18 protein-coding genes are annotated in these 23,798 nt (G+C 70.0%); 5 read left to right on the forward strand and 13 right to left on the reverse strand.

Annotation, left to right across the window (positions count from 1 at the left end):
- Positions 1-19 precede the first annotated feature (19 nt).
- The 4 genes from ppdK to HYN04_RS08830 all read right to left on the reverse strand — a co-directional run bounded on the left by ppdK (position 20) and on the right by HYN04_RS08830 (position 6,554).
- Entirely contained in the window at positions 20-2,704 is a 2,685-nt protein-coding gene (gene ppdK / locus HYN04_RS08815) for a pyruvate, phosphate dikinase (protein ID WP_110450423.1), read from the reverse strand.
- 9 nt (positions 2,705-2,713) lie between these two features.
- On the reverse strand, positions 2,714-4,990 hold the full coding sequence (glyS, locus tag HYN04_RS08820; RefSeq protein ID WP_110450424.1) for a glycine--tRNA ligase subunit beta: 2,277 nt from the start codon (positions 4,988-4,990) through the stop codon (positions 2,714-2,716).
- 2 nt (positions 4,991-4,992) lie between these two features.
- Positions 4,993-5,910 carry a glycine--tRNA ligase subunit alpha gene (locus tag HYN04_RS08825; RefSeq protein WP_110450425.1) on the reverse strand — a complete coding sequence of 306 codons (918 nt, stop codon included), beginning with the start codon at positions 5,908-5,910 and terminating at the stop codon, positions 4,993-4,995.
- A gap of 92 nt (positions 5,911-6,002) precedes the next feature.
- The gene (locus HYN04_RS08830) at positions 6,003-6,554 is read right to left on the reverse strand and encodes a fasciclin domain-containing protein (protein ID WP_110450426.1); all 552 of its coding nucleotides are present in this window, start codon (positions 6,552-6,554) and stop codon (positions 6,003-6,005) included.
- A gap of 349 nt (positions 6,555-6,903) precedes the next feature.
- On the opposite strand from HYN04_RS08830, the gene HYN04_RS08835 reads away from it, so the two are divergent.
- Both HYN04_RS08835 and HYN04_RS08840 read left to right on the forward strand, forming a co-directional pair.
- A complete protein-coding gene (locus HYN04_RS08835) occupies positions 6,904-7,242 on the forward strand; it encodes a P-II family nitrogen regulator (protein WP_110450427.1) in 339 nt (112 codons plus the stop codon).
- Positions 7,243-7,264: 22 nt separating this feature from the next.
- The gene (locus HYN04_RS08840; protein WP_110450428.1) at positions 7,265-8,803 is read left to right on the forward strand and encodes an ammonium transporter; all 1,539 of its coding nucleotides are present in this window, start codon (positions 7,265-7,267) and stop codon (positions 8,801-8,803) included.
- A gap of 53 nt (positions 8,804-8,856) precedes the next feature.
- On the opposite strand, the gene HYN04_RS08845 is transcribed toward HYN04_RS08840, so the two are convergent.
- The 3 genes from HYN04_RS08845 to HYN04_RS08855 are packed head-to-tail and all read right to left on the reverse strand — an operon-like array spanning position 8,857 to position 13,186.
- The gene (locus HYN04_RS08845; protein ID WP_110450429.1) at positions 8,857-9,747 is read right to left on the reverse strand and encodes a 4-(cytidine 5'-diphospho)-2-C-methyl-D-erythritol kinase; all 891 of its coding nucleotides are present in this window, start codon (positions 9,745-9,747) and stop codon (positions 8,857-8,859) included.
- A gap of 8 nt (positions 9,748-9,755) precedes the next feature.
- Entirely contained in the window at positions 9,756-11,486 is a 1,731-nt protein-coding gene (locus HYN04_RS08850; RefSeq protein WP_241962601.1) for a tetratricopeptide repeat protein, read from the reverse strand.
- Between the two features lie 26 nt (positions 11,487-11,512).
- On the reverse strand, positions 11,513-13,186 hold the full coding sequence (locus HYN04_RS08855) for an electron transfer flavoprotein-ubiquinone oxidoreductase (RefSeq protein WP_110450430.1): 1,674 nt from the start codon (positions 13,184-13,186) through the stop codon (positions 11,513-11,515).
- Between the two features lie 131 nt (positions 13,187-13,317).
- Between HYN04_RS08855 and HYN04_RS08860 the strand changes: the two genes are divergently transcribed.
- Positions 13,318-14,121: a uracil-DNA glycosylase gene (locus tag HYN04_RS08860; RefSeq protein ID WP_110450431.1), complete on the forward strand. Its 804-nt coding sequence runs from the start codon at positions 13,318-13,320 to the stop codon at positions 14,119-14,121.
- A gap of 2 nt (positions 14,122-14,123) precedes the next feature.
- On the opposite strand, the gene HYN04_RS08865 is transcribed toward HYN04_RS08860, so the two are convergent.
- Positions 14,124-14,600 carry a hypothetical protein gene (locus HYN04_RS08865; protein ID WP_110450432.1) on the reverse strand — a complete coding sequence of 159 codons (477 nt, stop codon included), beginning with the start codon at positions 14,598-14,600 and terminating at the stop codon, positions 14,124-14,126.
- 144 nt (positions 14,601-14,744) lie between these two features.
- On the opposite strand from HYN04_RS08865, the gene HYN04_RS08870 reads away from it, so the two are divergent.
- Positions 14,745-16,160, forward strand: a complete 1,416-nt coding sequence (locus HYN04_RS08870) for a phospholipase D-like domain-containing protein (RefSeq protein ID WP_110450433.1) — start codon at positions 14,745-14,747, stop codon at positions 16,158-16,160.
- 10 nt (positions 16,161-16,170) lie between these two features.
- Here HYN04_RS08870 and HYN04_RS08875 read toward each other — a convergent pair whose 3' ends face one another.
- From HYN04_RS08875 to gor, 3 genes are read right to left on the reverse strand one after another with little or no spacing between them, the layout of a single operon-like run.
- On the reverse strand, positions 16,171-17,550 hold the full coding sequence (locus HYN04_RS08875; protein ID WP_110450434.1) for a class II 3-deoxy-7-phosphoheptulonate synthase: 1,380 nt from the start codon (positions 17,548-17,550) through the stop codon (positions 16,171-16,173).
- Between the two features lie 52 nt (positions 17,551-17,602).
- The gene (locus tag HYN04_RS08880; protein ID WP_110450435.1) at positions 17,603-18,739 is read right to left on the reverse strand and encodes an O-antigen ligase family protein; all 1,137 of its coding nucleotides are present in this window, start codon (positions 18,737-18,739) and stop codon (positions 17,603-17,605) included.
- A 44-nt stretch (positions 18,740-18,783) separates the two neighbouring features.
- Complete coding sequence (gor, locus tag HYN04_RS08885) at positions 18,784-20,154, reverse strand: glutathione-disulfide reductase (protein ID WP_110450436.1); 1,371 nt, start codon at positions 20,152-20,154, stop codon at positions 18,784-18,786.
- 111 nt (positions 20,155-20,265) lie between these two features.
- On the opposite strand from gor, the gene HYN04_RS08890 reads away from it, so the two are divergent.
- Positions 20,266-21,687, forward strand: a complete 1,422-nt coding sequence (locus HYN04_RS08890; protein WP_162599609.1) for a peptide MFS transporter — start codon at positions 20,266-20,268, stop codon at positions 21,685-21,687.
- Here HYN04_RS08890 and rpiA read toward each other — a convergent pair.
- A complete protein-coding gene (gene rpiA / locus HYN04_RS08895) occupies positions 21,684-22,367 on the reverse strand; it encodes a ribose-5-phosphate isomerase RpiA (RefSeq protein WP_110450438.1) in 684 nt (227 codons plus the stop codon). The genes HYN04_RS08890 and rpiA overlap by 4 nt on opposite strands.
- Positions 22,364-23,731, reverse strand: a complete 1,368-nt coding sequence (glmU, locus tag HYN04_RS08900) for a bifunctional UDP-N-acetylglucosamine diphosphorylase/glucosamine-1-phosphate N-acetyltransferase GlmU (RefSeq protein WP_110450439.1) — start codon at positions 23,729-23,731, stop codon at positions 22,364-22,366. Before glmU ends, rpiA begins: the two co-directional genes overlap by 4 nt.
- Between the last annotated feature and the right edge of the window lie 67 nt (positions 23,732-23,798).

Here is a 23,798-nt window from a genome sequence, read left to right on the forward strand (position 1 = left end):
CTGTTAGCCCTCTCCGACCTCAGCGGTCCTTCTCGCGTTCCCCAAGGGCTGCTTGGGCCGCGGCGAGGCGGGCGATCGGCGTCCGGAAGGGCGAGCAGCTGACATAGTCCAGCCCGATGGCCTCGCAGAACTGGATGGAGGCCGGGTCCCCGCCGTGCTCGCCGCAGATGCCGAGCTTGACCCCCGGACGCACCGCCCGGCCCCGCTCTGCGGCGATGCGGATCAGGTCGCCGACGCCCTCTTGGTCGAGGCTGACAAAGGGATCCTTCTCGAAGATGCCCTTCTCCAGGTAGGCGTTCAGGAAGCGACCGGAGTCATCCCGGCTTATGCCGAAGGTGGTCTGGGTCAGGTCATTGGTCCCAAAGGAGAAGAACTCGGCGGACTCCGCCAGGTCGGCGGCCCTCAGGGCCGCGCGGGGCAGCTCGACCATGGTGCCGACCGCATAGGGCAGCTCCACGGCCCGCTCGGCCATCACCGCCTTGGCCACCCGGTCGGTGAGGTTGCGCAGGAAGCGCATCTCCTCGCCCTTGGCCACCAGGGGATGCATGATCTCCACGATCGGCGCGGTGCGGCCGGCGCCCGCGATCTCGCAGGCCGCCTCGAAGATCGCCCGGACCTGCATCTCGTAGATCTCGGGATAGGAGATGCCGAGACGGCAACCGCGATGCCCCAGCATGGGGTTGGTCTCATGCAGCTCCCGGACCCGGCGCCACAGCTTGTCGGCGTCCAGCCCACCCGCCTCAGCCACCGCCCGGACATCCTCCTCAGTCTGGGGAAGGAACTCGTGCAGGGGCGGGTCGAGGAGGCGGATTGTGACGGGCAGCCCGTCCATGATGTTGAAGATCTCGACGAAGTCAGCCCGCTGCATGGGCAGGATCTTCGCCAGGGCGGCGCGGCGACCGGCCTCGTCGTCGGCCAGGATCATCTCCCGGACCGCCTGGATGCGGTGCTCGTCAAAGAACATGTGCTCGGTCCGGCACAGGCCGATGCCCTCGGCGCCGAACTGGCGGGCGGTGCGGGCATCGAGGGGCGTCTCGGCGTTGGCCCGCACCCTGAGGCGGCGGAACCCGTCGGCCCATCCCATCAGGGTGGCGAAGTCACCGGTCAGCTCAGGCTCGATCATCTGGACGGCGCCCGAGAGGACGTCGCCCCGGCTGCCGTCAACCGTCACAACCTCGCCGGCGTGAATGGTCCGGCCGCGGACGTGGAACACGCCGGCCTTCTCGTCGATCCGGATGTCCCCTGCGCCAGAGACGCAGGGGCGTCCCATGCCGCGGGCGACCACTGCGGCGTGGCTGGTCATCCCGCCCCGGGCGGTGACGATGCCGCGGGCGGCGTGCATGCCGTGGATGTCCTCAGGGCTGGTTTCCTCGCGGACCAGGATCACCGCCTCGCCCGCACCGCCGCGGCGCTGGGCCTCGTCGGCGTCAAACACCACGGCGCCCGTCGCAGCGCCCGGCGAGGCCGGCAGGCCTGTCGCCACGACATCGCGTGGGCTGGCGGGATCGATGGTCGGATGCAGCAGCTGGTCGAGGCTGGCGGGATCGACCCGCATGACCGCTTCCTCCCGGCTGATCAGGCCCTCGGCGGCCATGTCGACGGCCATCTTCAGGGCGGCCTTGGCGGTGCGCTTTCCGTTGCGGGTCTGCAGCATGTAGAGCCGGCCGCGCTCGACCGTGAACTCCACGTCCTGCATGTCGCGGTAATGCCGCTCGAGCCGGGCGACCACGTCCCGGAACTGTTCGAAGACCTCGGGCAGGGCCTCTTCCATGGAGGGGGACCGGTCGCCCATCTCCTCGCGAGCGGCCCGGGTCAGGGCCTGGGGCGTGCGGATGCCGGCCACGACGTCCTCACCCTGGGCGTTGATCAGGAACTCGCCATACAGCCGGTTCTCACCGGTCGAGGGATTGCGCGTGAAGGCCACCCCGGTCGCGGAGGAGTCTCCCATGTTGCCGAAGACCATGGCCTGGATGTTCACCGCCGTGCCCCAGCTTTCGGGGATGTCATGCATCCGGCGGTAGAACTTGGCCCGCTCGTTCATCCAGCTGGCGAAGACGGCGCCGATGGCGCCCCAGAGCTGGGCCTTGGGATCCTGGGGGAAGGGCTCGCCCAGCTCCTCCTCGACGGCGGCCTTGTAGTCAGCGACCACCTTCTCCCAGTCCCCGGCGGACAGGGCGGTGTCGACCGTGACGTCCAGCCGGTCCTTGTGGTTGTCCAGGATCTCCTCGAACAGGTGATGGTCCAGGCCCAGCACCACGTTCGAATACATCTGGATGAAGCGCCGGTAGGAATCGAGGGCGAAGCGACGGTCGCCCCCCAGGGCGGCCAGGCCCTCGGCGGTGGCGTCGTTCAGGCCCAGGTTCAGGACCGTGTCCATCATGCCCGGCATGGAGGCGCGCCCGCCCGAACGCACGGACACCAGCAGGGGGGCCTCAGGATCGCCGAAGCGCTTGCCGGTCAGGGCCTCCACCCCGGCCAGGGCCGCCTCGACCTGGGCGCCCAGGACCTCCGGATAGCTCCGTTCATGGGCGTAGAAGTGGTTGCAGGCCTCGGTTGTGATGGTGAAGCCCGGGGGAACCGGCAGGCCCAGGGCCGACATCTCGGCAAGGTTCGCGCCCTTCCCGCCCAGGAGGTTGCGCATCGAAGCGTCACCCTCGGCCGCTCCGCCCCCGAAGGCGTAGACCCAACGCGTCTGACCGGGCATGCGCCCCCCCTAGCCGTTGACCAGGCCGAAGTCGGCGACTTCGGACATGGCGGCGCGGACCTGCGCCAGAAGTTTCAGGCGGTTGTCCCGCGCGCGGGGATCCTCGGCGTTCACCAGGACCTTCTCGAAGAAGGCGTCGACTGGGGCCCGCAGGGCCGCGAGGGCCCGCATGGCGCCGGCGAAGTCCTCGGCGTCCGACAGTTCCGCCACCCGCGGGGCCGTCCCCGCCACGGCGGCGACCAGGGCGGTCTCCTCCTCGGGGGCGTCCGGCAGGACGGCGGCCGGTCCGGTCGGCAGGGGTCCCTTCTTTTCCTCAGCCTTGAGGATGTTGGTGGCCCGGCGATAGCCCGCAAGCAGGTTCGCCCCGTCCTCGGTCGTCAGGAAGTCCGACAGGGCCTCGACCCGGGCGTTGATCCGCACAAGGTCGTCGTCGCCCAGGGCGAAGACGGCGTCGACAAGGTCATGCCGTCGTCCCTGTTCGCGAAGCGAGACCTTCAGGCGATCGGCCAGGAAGTCGAGCACCTCGGCCGACACTTCCGGATAGGGCCGGAAGCGGTAAAGGACCTCGCCCTCGGGGGCCTCGCCGGCGGCGGCGCTCCGGTCGAAGCGGATGTCGAAGTCCGCGTCGATCGCCACGACCATGGGCTCACCCTCAAGGAGCGCGTCCTCGAACTCCTCGACATAGGTCTGGAAGACCTCAGAGTCCTCGCGGGGACGCGGGCCCAGATAGCCCGTGGTCCGGCGAGTGGAGGCGTAGAGCGCACGGCCGGGATCGACGAAACAGCGCAGGGACCGGTACCAGTCGGCGACGAGCTCCCGCACCGGAGCCCGCACCTCGGAGGTGAGCAGGATGCGGATCACCCCCAGGGCTGCGCGCCTCAGGGCGAAGGGATCCCGCGAGCCCGTGGGCTTCTCGTTGATGGCGAAGAAGGCGGTCAGGGTGTCCAGCTTCTCGGCGAGGGCCACAGCCATGGTGACAGGGCGGTCCGGGACCTCGTCCGAGGGTCCCACCGGCCGATAGTGGTCGCGGATCGCCTCGGCGGTTACCGGGGTGAGCTTTTCCTCAAGGGCGTAGTAGCCGCCCATCAAGCCCTGCAGCTCCGGGAACTCGCCCACCATGCCGGTCGTCAGGTCGGCCTTGCACAGCTTCGCCGCCAGGGCGGCCTTGGTCGCATCGGCGCCGACCCGGGGCGACAGGGCGCCGGCCAGGTGCTCGAGCCGTTCGACCCGTTCGGCAAGGGTGCCCAGGCGGGCGTGGAAGGTCACGGACTTCAGCTTCTCGAGGCGGGACTCGAGGCTGACCTTGCGGTCTTCGTCCCAGAAGAAGCGGGCGTCCGAGAGCCGGGCCGACAGGACCTTGGCGTTGCCCGCGGCGATGGCCGCGCCGCCATCCGGCGCCTGGATGTTGGAGACAGTGATGAAGTGCGGCGCCAGGCGTCCCGTGGCCGGGTCCTTCACGGCGAAGTACTTCTGATGGTTCCGCATCGAGGTTCGGATGACCTCGGGCGGCAGGGACAGGAAGTCGGGGTCCATGTCGCCAAGGACCGGCACTGGCCATTCCACCAGGCCGGCGACTTCATCGAGCAGGCCCGCGTCCTCGACCAGCTCCAGGCCCCGATCCGCACAGAGCCGCCGGCATTCGGTGAGGATCCGAAGCTTGCGCTCCTCGGGATCGAGGATGACGAAGCGCTTCTCCAGGCCTGAGCGATAGGCGGCGAAGGTCCGGACCCGGAGGGGGCGCTGCGGCGCCATGAACCGGTGTCCGAGAGTGAAGTCCACGGAGGGGACTCCGTCCACGTCAAACTCGACCCGGGCGCCTTCGAAGAGACAGAGGATGTGCTTCAGGGGCCGGACCCAGCGAAGCGAGCCCGTTCCCCAGGTCATGGACTTGGGCCAGGGGAAGCTGCGCACGACGTCCGGCACGATCTCGGCGATGACCTGGGCTGTCGGACGGCCCGCCGAGCTGAGTTCCGCGAACCAGACCCCGTCGCGTTCGACAAGCTGGTCGCGGGTCAGGCCGGTGGAGCGGAGAAAACCCTCCAGCGCCGCCTCGGGCGCCGAGGTCCTGGGACCCTTTCGCTCTTCCCTGCGGTCCGGCTGGGCCGCGGCGAGTCCTTCAGCCACCAGGGTGAGGCGGCGGGGACCGGCATAGGCGCGCAGGGACTTCGGCTCCAGCCCGGCGGCGGCCAGGCGCTCGCGCACCATGCGGTCCAGATCGCGGGCGGCCTGGACCTGCATCCGCGCGGGGATCTCCTCGGAGAAGAGCTCGATCAGCAGCTGGGGCATGGTCAGAGCCCCTCCGCCGGGGCGTTGCGGCCCTCGTTCGCCACCCAGGCCTCGGCGCACATCTTGGTGAGGTCGCGGATCCGGCCGATGTAGCTCTGGCGCTCCGCCACGGCGATGGCGCCGCGGGCGTCCATCAGGTTGAACAGATGGCTGGCTTTGAGGACGTGGTCGTAGGCTGGCAGCACCGTCGCCTGGCCCTGGGGGCCCCGGCCCTGCAGGAGCCTCGGGACCTGGGTCTCCATGTCCTCGAACTGCCGCTTCAGCGTCGCCACGTCGTAGAGATGGAAGTTGGCCTCGGACTGCTGGCGCTCATTCTCCATGAAGACGTCGCCGTAGGTCATGGGCAGGGGGCCGTCCGGGTCGTTGAAGGCCAGCTGATCGAAGCGATCGACGCCCTGCAGGTACATGGCCAGGCGCTCAAGCCCGTAGGTCAGCTCCCCGGCGACCGGCGAGACGTCGAGCCCGCCCACCTGCTGGAAGTAGGTGTACTGGGTCACCTCCATCCCGTCGCACCAGACCTCCCAACCCAGGCCCCAGGCCCCGACTGTGGGGTTCTCCCAGTCGTCCTCGACAAAGCGGATATCGTGCAGGCGCGTGTCCAGGCCTATGGCGTCCAGGCTGCCCAGATAGAGCTCCTGGAGGTTGTCGGGGTTGGGCTTCAGGATCACCTGGTACTGGTAGTAGTGCTGGAGGCGGTTGGGGTTCTCGCCATAGCGGCCGTCGCCAGGCCGGCGCGAAGGCTGGACATAGGCCGCCCTCCAGGGGCGCGGACCCAGGGCGCGCAGTACAGTGGCCGGATGCAGGGTGCCCGCGCCAACCTCGACATCGTGAGGCTGCAGGATGACGCAGCCCTGGCGGCTCCAGTAGTCGTGGAGCTTCAGGATCAAGGCCTGAAAAGACAGCGGTTTTTCAGAGGGCATGAGGCAGGCTTCGCAGGCGCAAAAACAAGCGCGGACCATAGGGCGGGCGGCCCCCCGCTTCAAGCGCGCCTGAGGCGATCGCGGCGCGCCGGTCAGGCGGCCGGAGCCAGGATCACCCTGTCCAGCACATGCACAACGCCGTTGGCGGCGTTGACGTCAACCTGGGAGACCCGCGCCCCGCCGATGGTCGGCGGCTGGTCACCGGAAAGCTGGACGGCCTCACCGCCAAGGGTCGGGGCGGTGGTGACGGCGCCCTTGAAGGTCTCGAAGGGCACGCGGGCGTTGATGAGATGCCTCAGGACGAGCTTTTGCAGCTCGGGCCTGTTGGCTTGGGCGAGCAAGCGGTCGACCTCGCCTGCCGGCAGTAGGGCGAAGGCCGCGTCGCTCGGCGCCAGGACCGTCACGGCCGGCAGGCCCTTCACGAAGGCGGTCAGGCCCACGAGGTCCGAAGCCTTCAGGAAGGTGGTGAACCGCCCCGACGCCTTGAGGGTGTCGATCACGTCGCCCGACGGGGTGAGGGCCGGAGCGGCGGGCGCCGCCGGGGCGAGAGGCGCCACGGGCGCGGCGGGGGCCGCAGGGGTCTGGGCGACCGCGACGCCGGCGGACAGGAAGAGGACGGCGAAAGCGAGGGGGAGCTTGGTCATGAAGGCCTTCGGGGCTTGCGGAAACGGGGCCGGAGCTCGCCGGCGCGCCGACTTAGTCCATCCCCCCCGCTTATGGCTACGGGCCTGGGCGGAGCGCGGGACGCGATCACGCCGTCGTGATCCCGACGCCCTGACCTCGACCCTCCCGGGCTCGCGACGGGCGACAGGCGCCTGAATCTGCACCATGCCCACAGCCGTGGCGCCCATTTTTTAGCCTTCAGCAAGAGAACGCCTGTTTTTGCGGCGCCAGTCATCCCCTGGGCGGAGCCACCCCACCTACCGTGACCTTCGGTTCAGGCGCCATTCCGGCGCGGGGCCGTTCCATCGGGAACAGAGCGGGAGCGACGGGATGAAACTGATCATGGCGATCGTCAAACCCTTCAAGCTGGACGACGTGCGCGAAGCCCTCGTGTCGTCCGGCGTCGAGGGGCTCACGATCACGGAAGTCAAAGGTTACGGACGTCAGAAGGGGCAGACCGAGATCTATCGAGGCGCTGAGTACCAGGTGAACTTCATCCCAAAGGTGAAGCTCGAGGCGGTCGTCGATGACGCCGCCGCCGCCGGCGTGGTCGAGACCATCAAGACCGCCGCCTCCACCGGCAAGATCGGGGACGGGAAGATCTTCGTCATCGATGTCGCCGACGCCGTGCGTATCCGCACCGGCGAAACCGGCGCCTCTGCGCTCTGATCCCTCCAGGAAGGAACACGAAATGAACGGGTTCAAACTCAAGGGTCTCGCCGGGCTGATGCTCGCAGCGACCCTGGCCGGAGCGCCTCTGGCGACCCCGGTCCTCGCCCAGGAGACGACGCCTGCGGCGGCGGCCCCCGCTGAAGCAACCGTTGCGCCTGCGCCTGCGCCGGCCGAAACGGCGGCGCCCGTCGCCGCCGCCCCCGCGGAAGCCGCTCCCGCCCCTGTCCCGGACAAGGGCGACACCACCTGGATGCTGGTCTCCACCGTCCTCGTCCTGCTGATGATCCTTCCGGGCCTCGCCCTCTTCTACGGCGGCCTCGTTCGCCAGAAGAACATGCTGTCCATGCTGATGCAGGTCGGCGTGGTGACGGTGATCGGCATGATCGCCTGGATGTTCTGGGGCTACAGCCTCGCCTTCACCGACGGCGGCGCCCTCGACAAGTTCGTGGGCGGCGGGGGGCGGTTGTTCCTGAAGGACGTCACCCCCGCAAGCAATGTGGCCACCTTCTCGACCGGGGTCGTCATCCCGGAGCTGGTCTTCATGGCCTTCCAGATGACCTTCGCCTGCATCACGGCGGCCCTCGTCCTGGGCGGTGTCGCCGAACGGATGAAGTTCGCCGCGGTGGTCGTGTTCGCCATCCTCTGGCCGCTGCTCTCCTACTATCCCCTGGCCCACATGGTCTGGTGGTGGGCGGGTCCTGACGCCGTCGCCGCCGCCCCGACAGACCCGATCCAGTCCGGCCTGCTGTGGGGCTTTGGCGCCCTCGACTTCGCCGGCGGCACCGTCGTCCACATCAATGCGGGCATCGCCGCCCTGGTCGGCGCCCTGATCCTCGGCCCCCGCAAGGGCTTCGGGACCGAGCCCATGCCGCCCCACTCCCTGACCCTGACCATGACAGGCGCGGGCCTCCTGTGGGTGGGCTGGTTCGGCTTCAACGCCGGCTCCAACCTGGAAGCGAACGGCTACGCCGCCCTGGCCATGGTCAACACCCTGGTGGCGACCGCTGCGGCGGGCCTCTCCTGGGTGGTCACCGAGTGGGTCACCCGCAAGCGCGCAAGCGCCCTGGGCCTGGCCTCCGGCCTGGTCGCCGGCCTGGTCGCCATCACCCCGGCGGCGGGCTTCGCCGGCCCGGTCGGTGCGGTTGTCCTTGGCCTCGTGGTCTCGCCGGTCTGCGTCTTCTTCTGCGCGAAGATCAAGAACGCCCTGAAGTACGACGACAGCCTGGACGCCTTCGGCATCCACGCCATCGGCGGCATCATCGGCGCCATCGCCACCGGCCTGCTGGTCAACCCCGACTGGGGCGGCGCCGGCGTGGTCGACTACACGACCTGCGCCGCGGACGGGGACATCTCCACCTGCGACACGGCCGCCTATGTCCTCTCGACCCAGGTCATGGCCCAGGTGAAGGCGGTCCTCGTGGCCATCGCCTGGTCGGCGGCCGCCAGCGCCATCGTCTTCTTCGTGATCAAGTACACGGTGGGCCTGCGCTCCACATTGGACAGCGAGGAAGAGGGCCTGGACATCTCCGAGTTCGGAGAGCGGGCCTACCACAACTGATCCTCCCCTCAGTCGTGGCGGAGCGGGGACCCCTCGGGGTCCCCGTTTTCGTTTCAGGCGTCGGGTTCGAGGGGCGCCCCCAGCCGACAGGCGCGAACCCACCAGCCGGGCTGCGCACGGGCAAGGCCTTCCGCCAGGCGTTCGGCCGACTCCGGATCGGCGCAAAGGGCGAAGCAGGTCGCCCCGGACCCGGAAAGTCGCGCCAGCAGGGTCTCGGGAGCGTCGCGCAGGCGCTCCAGCACTGCGCCGATCAGAGGAGCCACACTGAGGGCGGGCGTCTCGAGGTCGTTGCGCAGGGCGCCCAGCCAGCGCGCCGCAGCCTTTGCATCCGGGAGCCGCCCGGGGTCCGGGACGGGATCGGGGCTGTCAACCGCCGCCGCCCGGTCAAAGGCCCGATAGACGGCGGCCGTGGAGCAGGCGACGCCGGGGTTGACCAGAACCGCCGGGAGGCCGGGGAGAAGGGGCGCAGGCGCCAGCACATCCCCCCGCCCCCTCGCCGTCACAGGACGGCTGGCGACGCAGGCCGGGACGTCTGAACCGAGTTCCGCCCCAAGGGCCTCCAGCTGCGGACCCCCCAGGCCGCCGCCCCAGGCGGTGTTGAGCAGCCTCAGGGTCGCCGCAGCGTCGGCCGAGCCGCCGCCCAGCCCCGCCGCCACCGGCAGGCGTTTCTCCAGGACGAGGCCTGGCAGGTCGCCTTCGCGGCCGAGCCGCCGGGCAAGGCTGCGCGCAGCCCTGAGCACCAGGTTGTCCTCATCCGTCTCGAGGCCTGCCGCAAAGGGGCCGGCGACCTCGAGGGCCGCCCCCCCCTTCCCCACTGCGGAGACCTGGTCGCCGACGTCGGCGAAGACCATCAATGTCTCGAGGGGATGGAAGCCATCGGCAGCCTTCGCCCCGACATGCAGGTAGAGATTGACCTTGGCCGGCGCGAAGGCGCTTGCACCCATGGCGGCGGTCAGGGCTTGCGGGCGGCCGGGGTGGGGGCGGGCGGCAGGCCCTGGGCCAGCTTGCGTTCCGCCTCGGCCTTGATCTTGGGGTCCGGGTCCAGGGTCAGTACGCGCTTCCACTGGAAGCCGGCTTCGTCTCTACGGCCGACCCGCCAATAAGCGTCGCCGAGATGGTTGTTCAGCTCGGGGTCGCCAGGCTCAAGCTCCACCGCCCTTTCAAGGGTCTCCACCGCCCGAGGGAAGTCTCCCAGGCGGAAATAGGCCCAGCCCAGGCTGTCGACCATGGCGCCGGAGCGCGGGTTCTGGCTCACCGCCCGCCGCACCATCTCCAGGGCCTTATCGAGGTTCTCGTTACGGTCGATCCAGGTGTAGCCCAGATAGTTCAGCAACTCCGGCTCATCCGGGTTCAGGGCCAGGGCGGCCTTGAGGTCGGCCTCAGCCTCGGGCCACCGCCCCGCCCGCTCCCGGGAGACGCCGCGGGCGTAAAGGAGCCGCCAGTCCGGCGCTGCGCCGCTGATGAGGGGATCCAGCACGTCTGCGGACTCCGAGAACTTCTCATTGGCCCTGAGAAGGTCGGACAGGTTGATCGCCGCCTCGACGTCTCCCCCGGCGGCGGCGGCGCGCGCCAGTCGCAGGGCCGTCTCGGGATCGCCCGCGCGCTGGTGGCTCCAGGCCAGCTTGGCCTGGGCGGCGACGAACTCGGGTGCGGCTGCAGGAACCCGCGCATAGGCGGCGCGGGCCTCTTCCACCAGGCCGTAGCTCTCGAGGAGATCGCCCACGAGCAGCCAGGCAGGATTGTTTCCGGGATCCAGCCGGAGGGCCAGGCGGAGATAGGCCAGGCCCATCTGGTCCTGGCCGGCGGCGATCAGCGTGGCCGCAACCGGGATCAGGGTCTGGGCGGCGCCCTGCCGCAGGCTGGGCTGGACCTCGGCCTTGCCCGCCGCCGCCCGTTCCCGGGCCGCCCGGACCGAGGCGTTCCGAGGATCGGTGGCGAGAAGACGGTCGTAGAGGGCGACGGCCTCTGCGCCGCGCTTTCGCCTCTCGAGGAATCCGCCGTAGGCCAGGACAGAAGCCTGCCCCGGAGAGTCCCCGCCGGAGAGAACCTTGAAGTTGGTCTCCGCCTCATCAAGCCGGCCAGCCCTCTCGAAGAGTCGCGCCTGGGCGAGGAGGCCGAAGACGTCGACGATCCGATCCCCTGGCGACTGTGGCCGGACCAGGACGCCCTCGCGATCCCCGGCCATGGCGGCCGCCCAGGGGGCGAGAAGGGCCATGGCGGACCGGTGCGGAAAAACCGCCCCCTCTGGGGCCAGCAGGGTCCCGGCCGACCCAACACGGCCGGTGGACATGCCCTCGACGGCGCGAACAAGGCGGCTGAGCGAAAGGTTGGGCGCCGAGGTGGCCTCGGAGGTGGGGGCGATCCGCGCTGCGGTGGTGACGTCCCCAGCCAGGAGGGCGGCGACGAAGCCGCGTTCATCGATGACGCCGGCGGCGTCGGGATCAAGGGCCCGGACCGCCCCGTAGTATCGGGCGGCGTCGGCGTTACGCCCGGCGTTGAGGGCCGCCCGTCCCGCCAGGAACTGGCCATAGGGCGAGGCGCCGGTTCCCTCCGCCGGCCCTGCGGAGGGACCGGGGGCGGTGGCGCAAGCCGCAAGGGCGAAGAGCGCCCCTGCGATCGCAAGGCGAGACGCCGCTCGGAACAGGACCTTGGGTCTCCAGACAGCCATGGAGCGGGTGTTCACCTGTTCGCTCCCCCCGGCAAGCCCGCCTACATGTTCGGGTAGTTGGGCCCGTCGCCGCCCTGGGGCGTCGTCCAGGTGATGTTCTGGGAGGGATCCTTGATGTCGCAGGTCTTGCAGTGGACGCAGTTCTGGAAGTTGATCTGGAACCGCGGGTTCGACCCATCGTCCTCCGTCAGGACCTCGTAAACCCCCGCCGGGCAGTAGCGCTGGGCCGGCTCGGCGTACTTCGGCAGGTTGACGCTGATGGGCGTGGAGGCGTCGGTCAGCTTCAGGTGCGCCGGCTGAGCCTCGTCATGATTGGTCGAGGCCAGGAAGACTGACGACAGCTTGTCAAAGCTCACGACGCCGTCGGGCTTGGGATAGGCGATCGGCTGGTAATCCTTGGCCAGTCCCGTGGACTCGGCGTCGGACTTGCCGTGCTTGAGGGTCCCGAAGAAGGAGAAGCCCCCAAGCAGGTGGGCCAGGGTGGCGTCCACCCCGCCCAGGAGCAGGCCGGGAAGGGTCCCGAACTTCGACCAAAGCGGCTTGAAGTTGCGGACCGCGTGCAGTTCCTTGGCGATGGACGAGGCCTTGTAGGCGGTCTCGTACTCCACCAGTTCGTCACCGCCGCGACCAGCCTGGATCGCGCCGAAGGCCGCCTCGGCGGCCAGGACGCCGCTCTTGACCGCGTTGTGGGAGCCCTTGATCCGCGGAACGTTGACCATGCCCGCCGAGCAGCCCAGCAGGGCCCCGCCCGGGAAGTAGAGCTGCGGCAGGGACTGCTCCCCGCCTTCGGTGATCGCCCGGGCGCCATAGGCGACCCGTTCGCCCCCCTCGAGGTACTGACGGATCGCCGGGTGGGTCTTGAACCTCTGGAACTCGTCAAAGGGCGAAAGGTAGGGGTTCTTGTAGTTCAGGTGCACCACGAAGCCGATGGCCACGTAGTTGTCCCCAAAGTGGTACATGAACGAGCCGCCGCCCGTCTTGTTGTCCAGGGGCCAGCCAAAGGTGTGCTGGGTCAGGCCGGGCTGGAAGGCCGCGTCCGGAACCTTCCAGAGCTCCTTGATGCCGATGCCGTACTTCTGGGGCTCGCGTCCCTTGTTCAGGTCGAAGCGCGCCTGCAGCTGCTTGGCCAGGGAGCCCCGGACGCCCTCGCCGATCAGGGTGTACTTGGCGTGCAGCTCGATACCCGGCTGGTAGTCGGGGCCGGGCTGGCCATCCTTGCCAATGCCGAAGACACCGGCGACCACGCCCTTGACCGAACCGTCCGCGTTGAAGACGAGCTCGGAGGCCGCCATGCCGGGATAGATCTCCACCCCAAGGCCCTCGGCGTACTGGGCGAGCCAGCGGCACACATTGCCCAGGCTGGCGATGTAGTTGCCGTGGTTCAGCATCCACTTCGGGAAGGGCGCCCAGCTGACGTCCAGCTCACCGGCCGGACCCAGCATCAGGAACTTGTCCTTGGTCACCGCCGTCTCGAGGGGAACCCCCAGTTCCTTCCAGTTGGGCAGGAGCTCGGCAATGCCGCTGGGGTCGATGACCGCCCCGGAGAGGATGTGGGCGCCGACCTCGGAGCCCTTCTCGAGGACCGCGACGGAAATCTCGGCCCCCGCCGCCTCGGCCATCTGCTTGAGGCGGATCGCCGCCGCCAGGCCGGACGGGCCGGCGCCGACGATGACCACGTCGTATTCCATAGCCTCGCGTTCGAGGGTCTCGCTCATTTTGCAAGCTCCGGTGCGCCGGTCGCCCCGCGCCCGGCCTTGTTCCCTTGTGGCCTTATCAATAGCTTACGCAAGGTGGGTCAAGGGCGAATGCCGCCGGTCCCACCGCCAGCCCGGGGAATCCACCGCAGATGAGCCGCCTGTCAGGCCCCGCCGTCGCCGAAAGCCTGCTCGCCTTCTGGGCCGAGACCGGCGTCGACGCCGCCTTGCTGGAAATACCGACGGATCGAATCGCCGAGGGCCAGAAACCCCTCGCCGCCCCCCGCCCCGCTCCGGCGACGCCCCTGCGTACTGCGGCCCCGGCGGCCCCCCGCCCCCTGGCCCTGGAAGCCGCGCGGGAAGCTGCGGCGGCCTGCCAGGACCTGGAGGCCCTGGCCGCCGCCATCGAGGCCTTCGAGGGCTGCCCAATCCGCTTCGAAGGCGCAGCGAGCCGTTCCGTCTTCTCCCGCGGACCGGCGGACGCCCCTGTGGTGGTGGTCGGAGAGGCCCCGGGCGCCGAGGAAGACCGGCTGGGGCGGCCCTTCGTGGGCAAGGCCGGCAAGATGCTGGACAGGATGCTGGAGTCCATCGGCCTCGCGGACCGGGCCTTCATCACCAACACTGTCTTCTGGCGGCCGCCCGGGAACCGGACCCCCTCCCCCGAGGAACAGGTCGTCTGTCGTCCCTTTGTCGAGCAGGCCATCCGGCTGGTGCGGCCGCGGATGCTGCTTCTGGTCGGCGCACCGGCCACCCGCTGCCTCCTGGACCAGGCCGAGGGCATCAACAAGCTGCACGGCCGCTGGTTCGAGTGGCGGACAGCGGAAGGCGACCTTGAGCTGCCGGCCCTGCCGACCTTCCATCCCGCCTTCCTCATGCGGCAGCCGACCGCAAAGGCCATGGCCTGGTCGGACCTGAAGCTGTTTGCCGAGCGGCTGAACCGTCCGGCGCGGCCCTGAGGTCAGCCGGCGACGCGCAGCCGTGCCGCGCCCCTGGACGCCTGCGAGAGCGCCGCCTGGGGGCTGACCCCGGCCGGGACAGCCGCAAGGCGCGACCGGGAGGTCACCAGCCCAAGCGGCGGCGAAAGAAACCCAAGGCCGGGGGGCGCCGGCGCGGTGAGGGCGAGTCCCCGGTGCAGGCCCTCGCTGGCGGCGAGTTCCCGGCCCAGGCGGTCGAGGCCGAAGGCGTCAAGGCGCAGGCGGGGAGTCGCCAGGAGGATCAGGTCGCTCCGCGCTTCCTGCACAGCCACCCCCAGGCCGCCCAGGATCCGGCGCGCGCCCGCCGCCTCGCAGAGGGCGAACAGGTCCCGGTCCTCCTCAGCGGGCTCCAGGACGAGGACGTCGCGGACCAGACCGGTGATGGCGGCGGGGACCAGGTCGGAGAGGAGCCCTGCAAGCTCGCCGCTCGCCTCTCCGGCGCTTGTGATGACACTCAGCATTCCGCCATCAGCCGGGACCTGAGGAACAGGTCAAGGCCGCACGGGCCCCGGGGATGCAGAAGCCCGGGACTTCCTGCTAGGCTCAACGCCGGATTCCACCGCAGGGAGCGGAAGGTGATTTCAGGGAGGTTCAGACCCGGGGGGATGGGCGGGCTGGGCGTCGGCCTGGCGCTCGGGCTTCTGCTGGGCGCCAGCGCCGTCCGGGCCGAAGCCCCGTCTCCCGCGGCGGATTCCGCCTTTGTCGCCCTCTCCTCCAATGAAGAGGCCTATTGCAACCGGATTGGCCTGATCCGCTCGGCGCGCTCACGGGTCGATATCCAGACCTACATCCTGACCCCCGACATCACGGGCTCGGGTCTGGTGCGCGAACTCGAGGCCGCCGCGGGCCGGGGCGTGGCGATCCGGCTTCTCCTGGACGACTACGGCTCGCACGAGGCCAAGGGCCGGCTCGACGCCCTCCGGCGCATGCCGGGGGTCGAGATCCGCTATGTGAACGCCTCCCGGCGCCAGGGGCTCGGCCGACGGATCGACTACCTTGTCGATTTCCGCCGCCTGAACCGGCGGATGCACAACAAGTCCTTCATCGTCGACGACCAGACGGCGATCGTCGGCGGCCGGAACATCGGCGATGTCTATTTCCGGACAGGCGCCTTCGCCTTTGCTGACCTCGACGTTGTGGTTGAGGGCGCCGCCCTGGCGGATCTCCGCAAGGTCTTCGACGCCTACTGGAACTCGACCGTGGCCCTGCCGCTGGACGAGGTGGCCCCCCTGGCCAGGAACCCGCGAACGGCCCGCGACCCCTTCCCCGAGCGGGCGCCGGCCTGCCCCGCCGTGTCGGAGTCGCCGGCCGCCGCCCTGCAGCCAACTGCGGCGACGGTGCTCTCCGACCCGCCCTCAAAGATCGGCGGCGACAGACAGGACGCGCCCGCCCTCGATCCCATCCGGGAACAGATCCGGCGGGAGATCAGCACGCCGGGCCACGCGCTCTACATCATCTCGCCCTACTTCATTCCGAGCGATGGATGGGTTGCGGAACTGGTCGCCCTCCAGGCCCGCGGCGTGGATGTCCGGATCCTGACCAATTCCGCCAGGGCGACCAATTCAACACCGGTGCACGCCGCTTATTCCAAGTACCGACGGGAACTGACCCAGGGCGGCGTCCGGCTCTTCGAGTTCAAGCCGACCGCCCTGCCCGTGGAGGAACCTGACCTGGAGTTCGGCGCGGTCCGGTCGCGCTCGACCCTCCATGCCAAGACCTTCTCGGTCGATGACGAAAGGATCTTCGTGGGATCGTTCAACTTCGATCCCCGTTCCGTGGAACTGAACACGGAGATGGGCCTGATCCTGCGAAACCCGCAGGCGGCCGGAGCCATCAAGACCTTCTTCGAGACCGGACTGTCGTCAACGGCCTACGAGGTCCGGGCCGCGGACAAGGGTCTGGTCTGGGTTGACCGCAGCGAGGGCGCTGAAGTCGCCCTCAAGCGTGAGCCCGGCCTCAACTTCCTTCACCGCGCCTGGCTGAAGATGCTGTCCCTGGCGCCGATCGAGCACCTGCTCTGAAGCCAGACGGTCAGACCGCCCGCTTCAGGACTTCCGCCAGCCGCTCTTCCTTGAGCTTTTCAGCCACGAGGAAGGCCAATTCAAGGGCCTGCTCGCCGTTGAGCCGCGGGTCGCAGTGGGTGTGGTAGCGATCCGCCAGATCGCCCTCGGAGAGGGCGCGGGCGCCGCCGAGGCACTCGGTGACATTCTGCCCGGTCATCTCCAGGTGGACGCCGCCGGGATGCACGCCTTCGGCCCGGCAGATCTCCACGAAGCTCTTCACCTCCGAGAGGATCCGGTCAAAGGGCCGGGTCTTGTAGCCGGTGGCCGCCGTCAGGGTGTTGCCGTGCATGGGATCGATCGCCCAGACGACCCGGGCGCCCGCGGCGCGGGTCGCCTTCAGGAGGCCCGGCAGGCGGCCGGCGATCTTGTCGTGGCCAAAACGGCCATACAGGGTCAGGCGGCCCGGCTCGTTGTCCGGGTTCAGGATCTCGATCAGGCGCAGGAGCTCGTCCGCCTCGAGGGTCGGGCCGACCTTCATGCCGATCGGGTTGCGGATGCCGCGGAAGAACTCCACGTGGGCGCCGTCGGGCTGGCGGGTACGCTCGCCGATCCAGAGCAGGTGCGCCGAGGTGTCGTACCAGTCGCCGGAGGTGGAATCGACGCGGGTCATGGCCTCCTCGAAGCCCAGCAGGAGGGCCTCGTGGGAAGTGAAGAACTCCACCCTGTGCAGGTCGGGGTGCGACTCCGGCGTCACGCCGATGGCGGCCATGAAGGCCAGGGCCTCGGAAATCTTCTCGGACAGGGCGCGGTAGCGGGCGCCCTGCGGACTGTCGTCGACAAAACCCAGCGTCCAGCGATGGATGTTGTGCAGGTCGGCGTAGCCGCCGCCGGCGAAGGCGCGCAGCAGGTTCAGGGTCGAGGCCGACTGGCCATAGGCCTGGAGCAGGCGCTGGGGGTCCGGGGTCCGCGACGCGGCGTCGAAGTCCATGCCGTTGATGATGTCACCCCGGTAGGACGGCAGGGTTACGTCTCCAACGGTCTCGGTGGCGGAGGAGCGTGGCTTGGCGAACTGGCCGGCCATCCGGCCGACCTTCACCACGGGCTTGCCGCCGGCGAAGGTCAGGACCACCGCCATCTGCAGGATCAGGCGGAAGGTGTCGCGGATGTTGTCCGCATGGAACTCCTTGAAGCTCTCGGCGCAGTCACCGCCCTGCAGAAGGAAGGCGCGGCCGGCCTCGACGTCCGCCAGCAGGGATTTCAGCCGGCGGGCCTCTCCGGCGAACACCAGGGGCGGCATGCCGCGCAGGGTCTGCTCGACCGAGGCCAGGGACTGGGCGTCAGGATAGTCCTCCGGCATGTGTTTGCCGGGAAGTGACCGCCAGGTGGAAGGGCTCCAGGAAGGGCTCATCTTTCAACTCCACGCCCGCATCTGCGGGCGCGGCGTTCTAGCCGGAACGGCGTCAAACGTCGATAGGCCGGGCGCGCAGGACCAGGATGCAGGCCAGGGCGGACAGGGACCCGAGGGCCAGCCACCACTCCTGCCAGACGCCAAAGCTGACCGCCCCGAAGGCCAGGTAGGCCGCCGCCGTCGCAGTGGCGGCGGCGGCGGCGGGTGTCCGGCGCGGCCGCGACAGGCCCGAGAAGATCGACGCCCAGACGATGGCGGCGGCCACGGCGCCGATCAGCCCCAGCTCCATCCAGACCTGCAGCGCCGCGTCGTGGGGATGGAGCTGGATCCCGGGCCCGAAGGCGCGGCTGGCGTCCAGCCCCCACCCTGGCAGGGGGCGGGCCAGGATCCAGTCCACGGCCTTGCGCCAATAGCCCAGGCGCTGGAGCCAGGATTCGGAGAGATAGGGGGCCAGGCGGGCATCGAGCCCCAGGATGAAGGCGCCCTTGGCGATCGCAGGGGCAAGAAGGAAGGCGGCGGCGCCCAGGCCGGCGAGGATCCGGGGCGCCCGGACCGGGAAGGCCAGCACCATCCCTGCCGCCAGGACGGCGCAGGCCAGGGCCAGGAAGGGGGCGTCGTAGCCGAAGGCCAGTGCGGGGACGACAATCCCCACCCCCAGGAGAAGGGCCAGTCCCCACCGCACACGGCCAGACACCGCCGCCAGGGCCGGCGGCGCCAGGAGGGTCAGGACGTACAGGCCCTGGGCCACGTTCTTGATGGCGAAGTCCGGACGCACGGTTTCGCCGAGAGTTGTCAGAAGCACCTTGTAGGCGGCCGCCCCCGTGGCCGCCTCAGCCAGGAGGAGGACGGCCAGCAGGGCGGTCATCCCCGCCAGGAGCTTCACGAGCCCGGGCAGGCGCACCTCCGGGACCGCCCGGGCGGCGCTGACGGCGCTGCCGTAGAGGGCCAGCATGAAGACCAGCTTCAGCCCGGTCTGTCCCTCGAGGTCCGCCGCCCGCCAGGGGCTCCAGAAGATGGAGGCGCAGGCCCAGACCAGGGCGGTGAACAGGGCCAGCAGCAGGGCCCGGTCCTCGCTCCGGACGCGGACGGAGGGAAGTGTCAGCAGGCCGGCCAGCGCGACGGCGGGCGCAAAGCCCAGGGCGCCGACCCAGCCCAGCAGGGGCGTCAGGACAAGAAGCCCTGCAATCACCCCGGCCGTCCAGCGGCCAGGCGATGTCGCCGAAACGGGCAAGTTCAGGCCGGGGACCGGGCGACGGGCTCGCTCAGGGTGACGAGTTCCTCGGCCAGGGTGGGATGGACGGCGCAGGCGGAGTCCCACTGGGCCTTGGTCACGCCCAGCTTGAGCGGCACGGCGGCCATCTGGATGATCTCCGGGGCGTCCGGGCCCACCACATGGCAGCCCAGCATCCGCTGGGTATCGGCGTCCACCACCAGCTTGACCAGGGCCTGCTCCTGGCCGCCGTAGAAGGTCTCCTTCATGGGCCGGAACCGGGACCGGTAGATGTCGATGTTGGCATAGGCGGCGCGGGCCTCGGCCTCCGTCAGGCCCACCGTGCCGACTGGCGGCTGGCTGAATACGGCCGAGGCCACCGCTTCATGGTCGAAGCGGGTCGGCTGGCCATAGAACTCCGTCCGGGCGAAGGCGGCGCCCTCGCGGATGGCCACCGGGGTCAGGTTGATCCGGTCCGTGACGTCGCCGACGGCCCAGATGCTGGGGACCGAGGTCTTCGACCAGGCGTCGACCCGGATCTCGCCGTTCGGGCCAGTCTCCACGCCCGCAGCTTCCAGGCCGAGCCCGCGCGTGTGGGGCTTGCGGCCTGTCGCCAGCATGACCTGCCCGGCCGGCAGGACCTGGCCGTCGGAGAGGCGGCACTGCAGGTCTCCCGGACGACCGGCGATCTCCGTTGGATGCGCCCCGAGGATGAGCTTCACCCCCCGCCTCTGGATCTCGGCGGCCACGTGGGAACGGATGTCCTCGTCGAAGCCGCGCAGCACCTGGTCGCCGCGATAGACCAGGGTCACGTCGACGCCGAGCCCGTTGAAGATGCCGGCGAATTCCACGGCGATGAAGCCCCCGCCGACGATGACCATGCGCTCCGGCAGGGCGGGAAGATCGAAGGCCTCCTCGGAAGTGATGGCCAGGTCTGCTCCCGGCAGGTCCTCGGGCCTCCAAGGCCGGCCGCCCGTGGCCACGAGGATGCGTTGGGCGGTCACCGCCCCACGCCCCTCGACCTCAAGGCTGTTGGCGCCGGTCAGGATCGCCCTGCCCTCAAGGATCTCGGCGCCCGACCGGGTCAGGTTCGCCACGTAGAGCCCGGACAGCCGGGCGATCTCGCGGTCCTTGGCCTCCCGGAAGCGGGACCACTCGAAGGTCGCCTCCGAGGCGGACCAACCGTAGCCCTCGGCGATGTGGGCGTAGTGCGGAAACTCCGAGGCGTAGACCATGAACTTCTTGGGCACGCAGCCGCGGATCACGCAGGTGCCGCCGACCCTGTACTCCTCGGCCACCGCCACCCTGGCGCCCGAGGCGGCGGCCAGCCGCCCGGCCCGGACCCCGCCGGACCCCGCCCCGATGACAAAGAGATCGTAGTCGAACTGGCTCATGATCGGGCTCCCCCTGCGGCGGCGGCGCGACCCTAGAGCAAATCGGGTCGCTGTTGAATGCCGGCGGCGCCGGGCCTTGACCCCTGGGAAGGTGAGGCGCAAGCCCTGTCCATGGAACTCGCTGAACCAGTCCCGCCCGCCGCCGCGTCACCGCCCCCGCAGGACCCGTCGGACAGGGCTTTCTTCGGTCACCCGCTGGCCTTCGGGCACATCTTCGCCACCGAGGTCGGGCTCGCCTTCGCCTACTACGGCCTCATTTCGATCCTGACCCTCTACATGTCGACCCACCTCTTCCTGCCAGGCACAGCTGAGGGGGTGATCGGGTTCGGTCCCTTCAGCCGGATGATGGAGACGGTGTTCGGCGCGACCAGTCCCCTGGAGCTGGCCTCGGCCACCTTCGGCCTGGTCACCGGGATCTTCTACGCCACGCCGCTCATCGGCGGCCTGATCGGCGATCGCTGGCTGGGGACGCGGACCTGTATCGTCGCGGGGCTGCCGATCCAGACCTTGGGCTACGCCCTCCTGGTCTTCGAGCCGACCTTCCTGATCGGCATGGCCCTGATGGTGGTGGGCGGGGGCCTCGTGAAGTCGAATCTGCTCGGCCAGGTCGGCGCCCTTTACGGCCCGGAGGATCCGCGCCGGACCCGCGCCTTCGGCCTCTTCCTGATCGCCGTGAACATCGGCGGATTCATCACCCCCCTGGTGGTGGGAACCCTGGGCGAGAAGGTGAGCTGGTCCTCAGGCCTGGCAGCCGCCGCCGTGGGCATGGCCCTGTCCATGCTGGCCTACCTGTCCGGCGCCAGGCACTTCCCCGCCCGCCGCAGCGTCCAGCCGGCTGCGGCCGCAACAAAGGCGTCGGCGGCCCCCGGTCCGGCCCAGGGATGGGTCGTCGCAGCCCTCCTCCTGGTGCTGGTGGGCTCCATGCTCAACATCGGCGCCTACAACCAGGCCTTCAACATCTTCCCGGTCTGGGCCCGCGAGCATGTCGACCGACAGATCGGCGGCTTCGAGGTGCCGGTCACCTGGTTCTCCACCCTCGACGGCATCCTGACCATCGTGGCCACAGCCCTGGCGGTGAAGATCTGGGCCTGGCAGGCCCGAGGCGGGCGCGAGCCGCGCGAGACCTCCCGCCTGATGGTCGGATGCGCCCTGACCGCATGCGCCTTCATGGTCCTGGCCCTGTCGGCCGCAGCTTTTGGCGACGCCAAGGTCCACATCCTCCTCCCGATCCTGTTCTTCATGCTGGCCGACGCCGCCCTGCCCTGGGTGGATACTGTGATCATGGCCCTCTTCACCCGGGTCGGGCCGGCCGGCCTGGCGACCAGCCTTCTGGGCGTCTACTACCTTTCCTTCACCGGCGGGAACCTGCTGGTGGGCCGGCTGGGCCAGGCCTACGAGCACATGGCGCCCTCCGCCTTCTGGGGACTGCACGCCGCCATGGCCGGCGCGGGCCTGATCTGGCTGGCGGTGCTCGGCGGCTGGATGAACCGGGTCTACGACGCCTCGATGAGGGCGCGGGCAGGCCAGACCTAGGGCTCAATCTCCACGACGCCGGCGTCCGTCGCCACGAGGGCGAGGTCGGCGAGGTCCAGGAAGAGGCCGTGGTCCACCACGCCGGTCACCGACTTGAGCGCCGCCGCCAGGGCCGCCGGGGCGTCGATGCGGCCACAGGCGATGTCGTAGATGACGTTGCCGCCGTCGGTCAGGACCGGCGATCCGTCCTTCAACCTCTGGCGGGGGGCCGCGCCGATGTCGCACTCGGACAGGGCGTCGCAGATCCGGTCCAGGGTGGTCCGGTGCCCGAAGGCCACCACCTCCACCGGCAGGGGAAAGGCGCCCAGGCGGGGAACCCGCTTGCCGGCGTCAGCGATGACGACGCAGCGGCGCGACGCCTCCCAGACCAGCTTCTCGCGCAGCAGGGCCGCGCCTCCGCCCTTGATCAGCGAGAGGGCCGGGCCGATCTCGTCGGCGCCGTCCACGGTCAGGTCGATGGGGCCGGTCTCGCCCAGCTCCGCCACCCGGATGCCCAGCTCCTGGGCCAGGGTCGCGGTGGACCGGGAGGTCGCCACGCCCACGATGTCCAGCTTCCGGGCGCCCAGGGCGCGCACGAACCAGGCGGCGGTGGAGCCGGTACCCAGGCCCACGACCATGCCGGGTTGGACAAGGGCGGCGGCGGCCTCGCCCGCGGCGCGTTTCTGGTCTTCGGCGCTCATGAGCCGCCCTTTTCCTTCCTCGCCGCCTTCTCGGCGGTCTTGCGGGCGCGGAAGGCGGCAGCCCAGCCGGCCTTGTTGCTCTGCTCGCCCCGCGCCACGGCCAGGGCGTCGTCGGGCACGTCGCGGACGATGACCGAGCCCGACCCCGTCATGGCGCCTGCGCCAATGGACCGCGGCGCGACAATGGCGGTGTTCGAGCCGATGAAGGCGCCCGGGCCCACATGGGTCTCGTACTTGTCGAAGCCGTCGTAGTTGCAGAAGATCGTGCCGGCGCCGATGTTGGCCCCCGCCCCCACGGTGCCGTCGCCCAGGTAGGACAGGTGATTGGCCTTTGCGCCCTTGTCCAGGCGGACCTTCTTGACCTCGACGAAGTTGCCGATGTGGACCTCCTCGCCGATGTCCGCGCCCGGGCGGAGGCGGGCGTAGGGGCCGATCAGGGCGCCGGGACCAACCCGGGCGCCCTCCAGGTGGCTGAAGGCCCGGATCACCGCGCCGGTCTCGATAGTCACGCCCGGTGCGAAGACCACGTAGGGCTCCACCTGCACGCCGGGCTCGATCCGCGTGTCCCAGGAGAAGTGCACGGTGTCGGGCGCCGGCATGACCACGCCCTCCGACAGGAAGTGGGTCCGGCGACGCTGCTGGAAGACCGCCTCTGCCTGGGCCAGCTGGGCGGGGGTGTCGGCGCCCATGACGGCGGTCTCGGGGGCGTAATGAGCCCGGGCCTTCCGCCCTTCCGCCGCGGCGATGGAGACCACATCGGTCAGGTAGTACTCGCCCTTGGCGTTGGCGTTGGTCAGCCGCGAGAGCCAGTCGAACAGGCGGGCCCGGTCGGCGCAGAGCATGCCCGCGTAACAGGTCCGCACCATCAGCTCCGCCGGCGAGGCGTCGCGGGCCTCCACGATGCGCCGGACCTCGCCCTCGGCGCTGGACAGAATGCGTCCGTACAGCAGGGGGTCGGCCGGCTCGAAGCCCAGCAGGGCCAGGTCCGTCCCCTCCGCCCTCAGGCTGAACAGGGGGTCCAGGTCCTCCGGCGCCAGCAGGGGGCAGTCGCCATTGACCACCATCACGTCGCCATCGAAATCCGCCAGGGCCGATCCAGCGGCAAGGACGGCGTGACCGGTGCCCAGGGGCGGGTCCTGGACCGCCGCCGCCCCGGGGCCGAGGCGGGCCTCGACCAGTTGGCGGACGGCGGGGCTGTGGGTCCCGACCACCACGACCACGCGCTCGCAGCCGGTCTCCAGGACGGTGTCGATCACCCGGTCCAGCAGGGTGCGCCCGCCGACCTTGTGCAGCATCTTGGGGATGGGGGACTTCATCCGGGTCCCCTGCCCGGCGGCGAGGATGACGGCGGCGCGGGCGGTCATGGCGGAAACCCCGGAATCGCAGGCGAGATTGCAATCATGGCGGCTTTAGCCGAAACCGCCAGCGGAG

The organism is Phenylobacterium parvum (genome assembly GCF_003150835.1).
Classification (GTDB): Bacteria; Pseudomonadota; Alphaproteobacteria; order Caulobacterales; family Caulobacteraceae; genus Phenylobacterium; species Phenylobacterium parvum.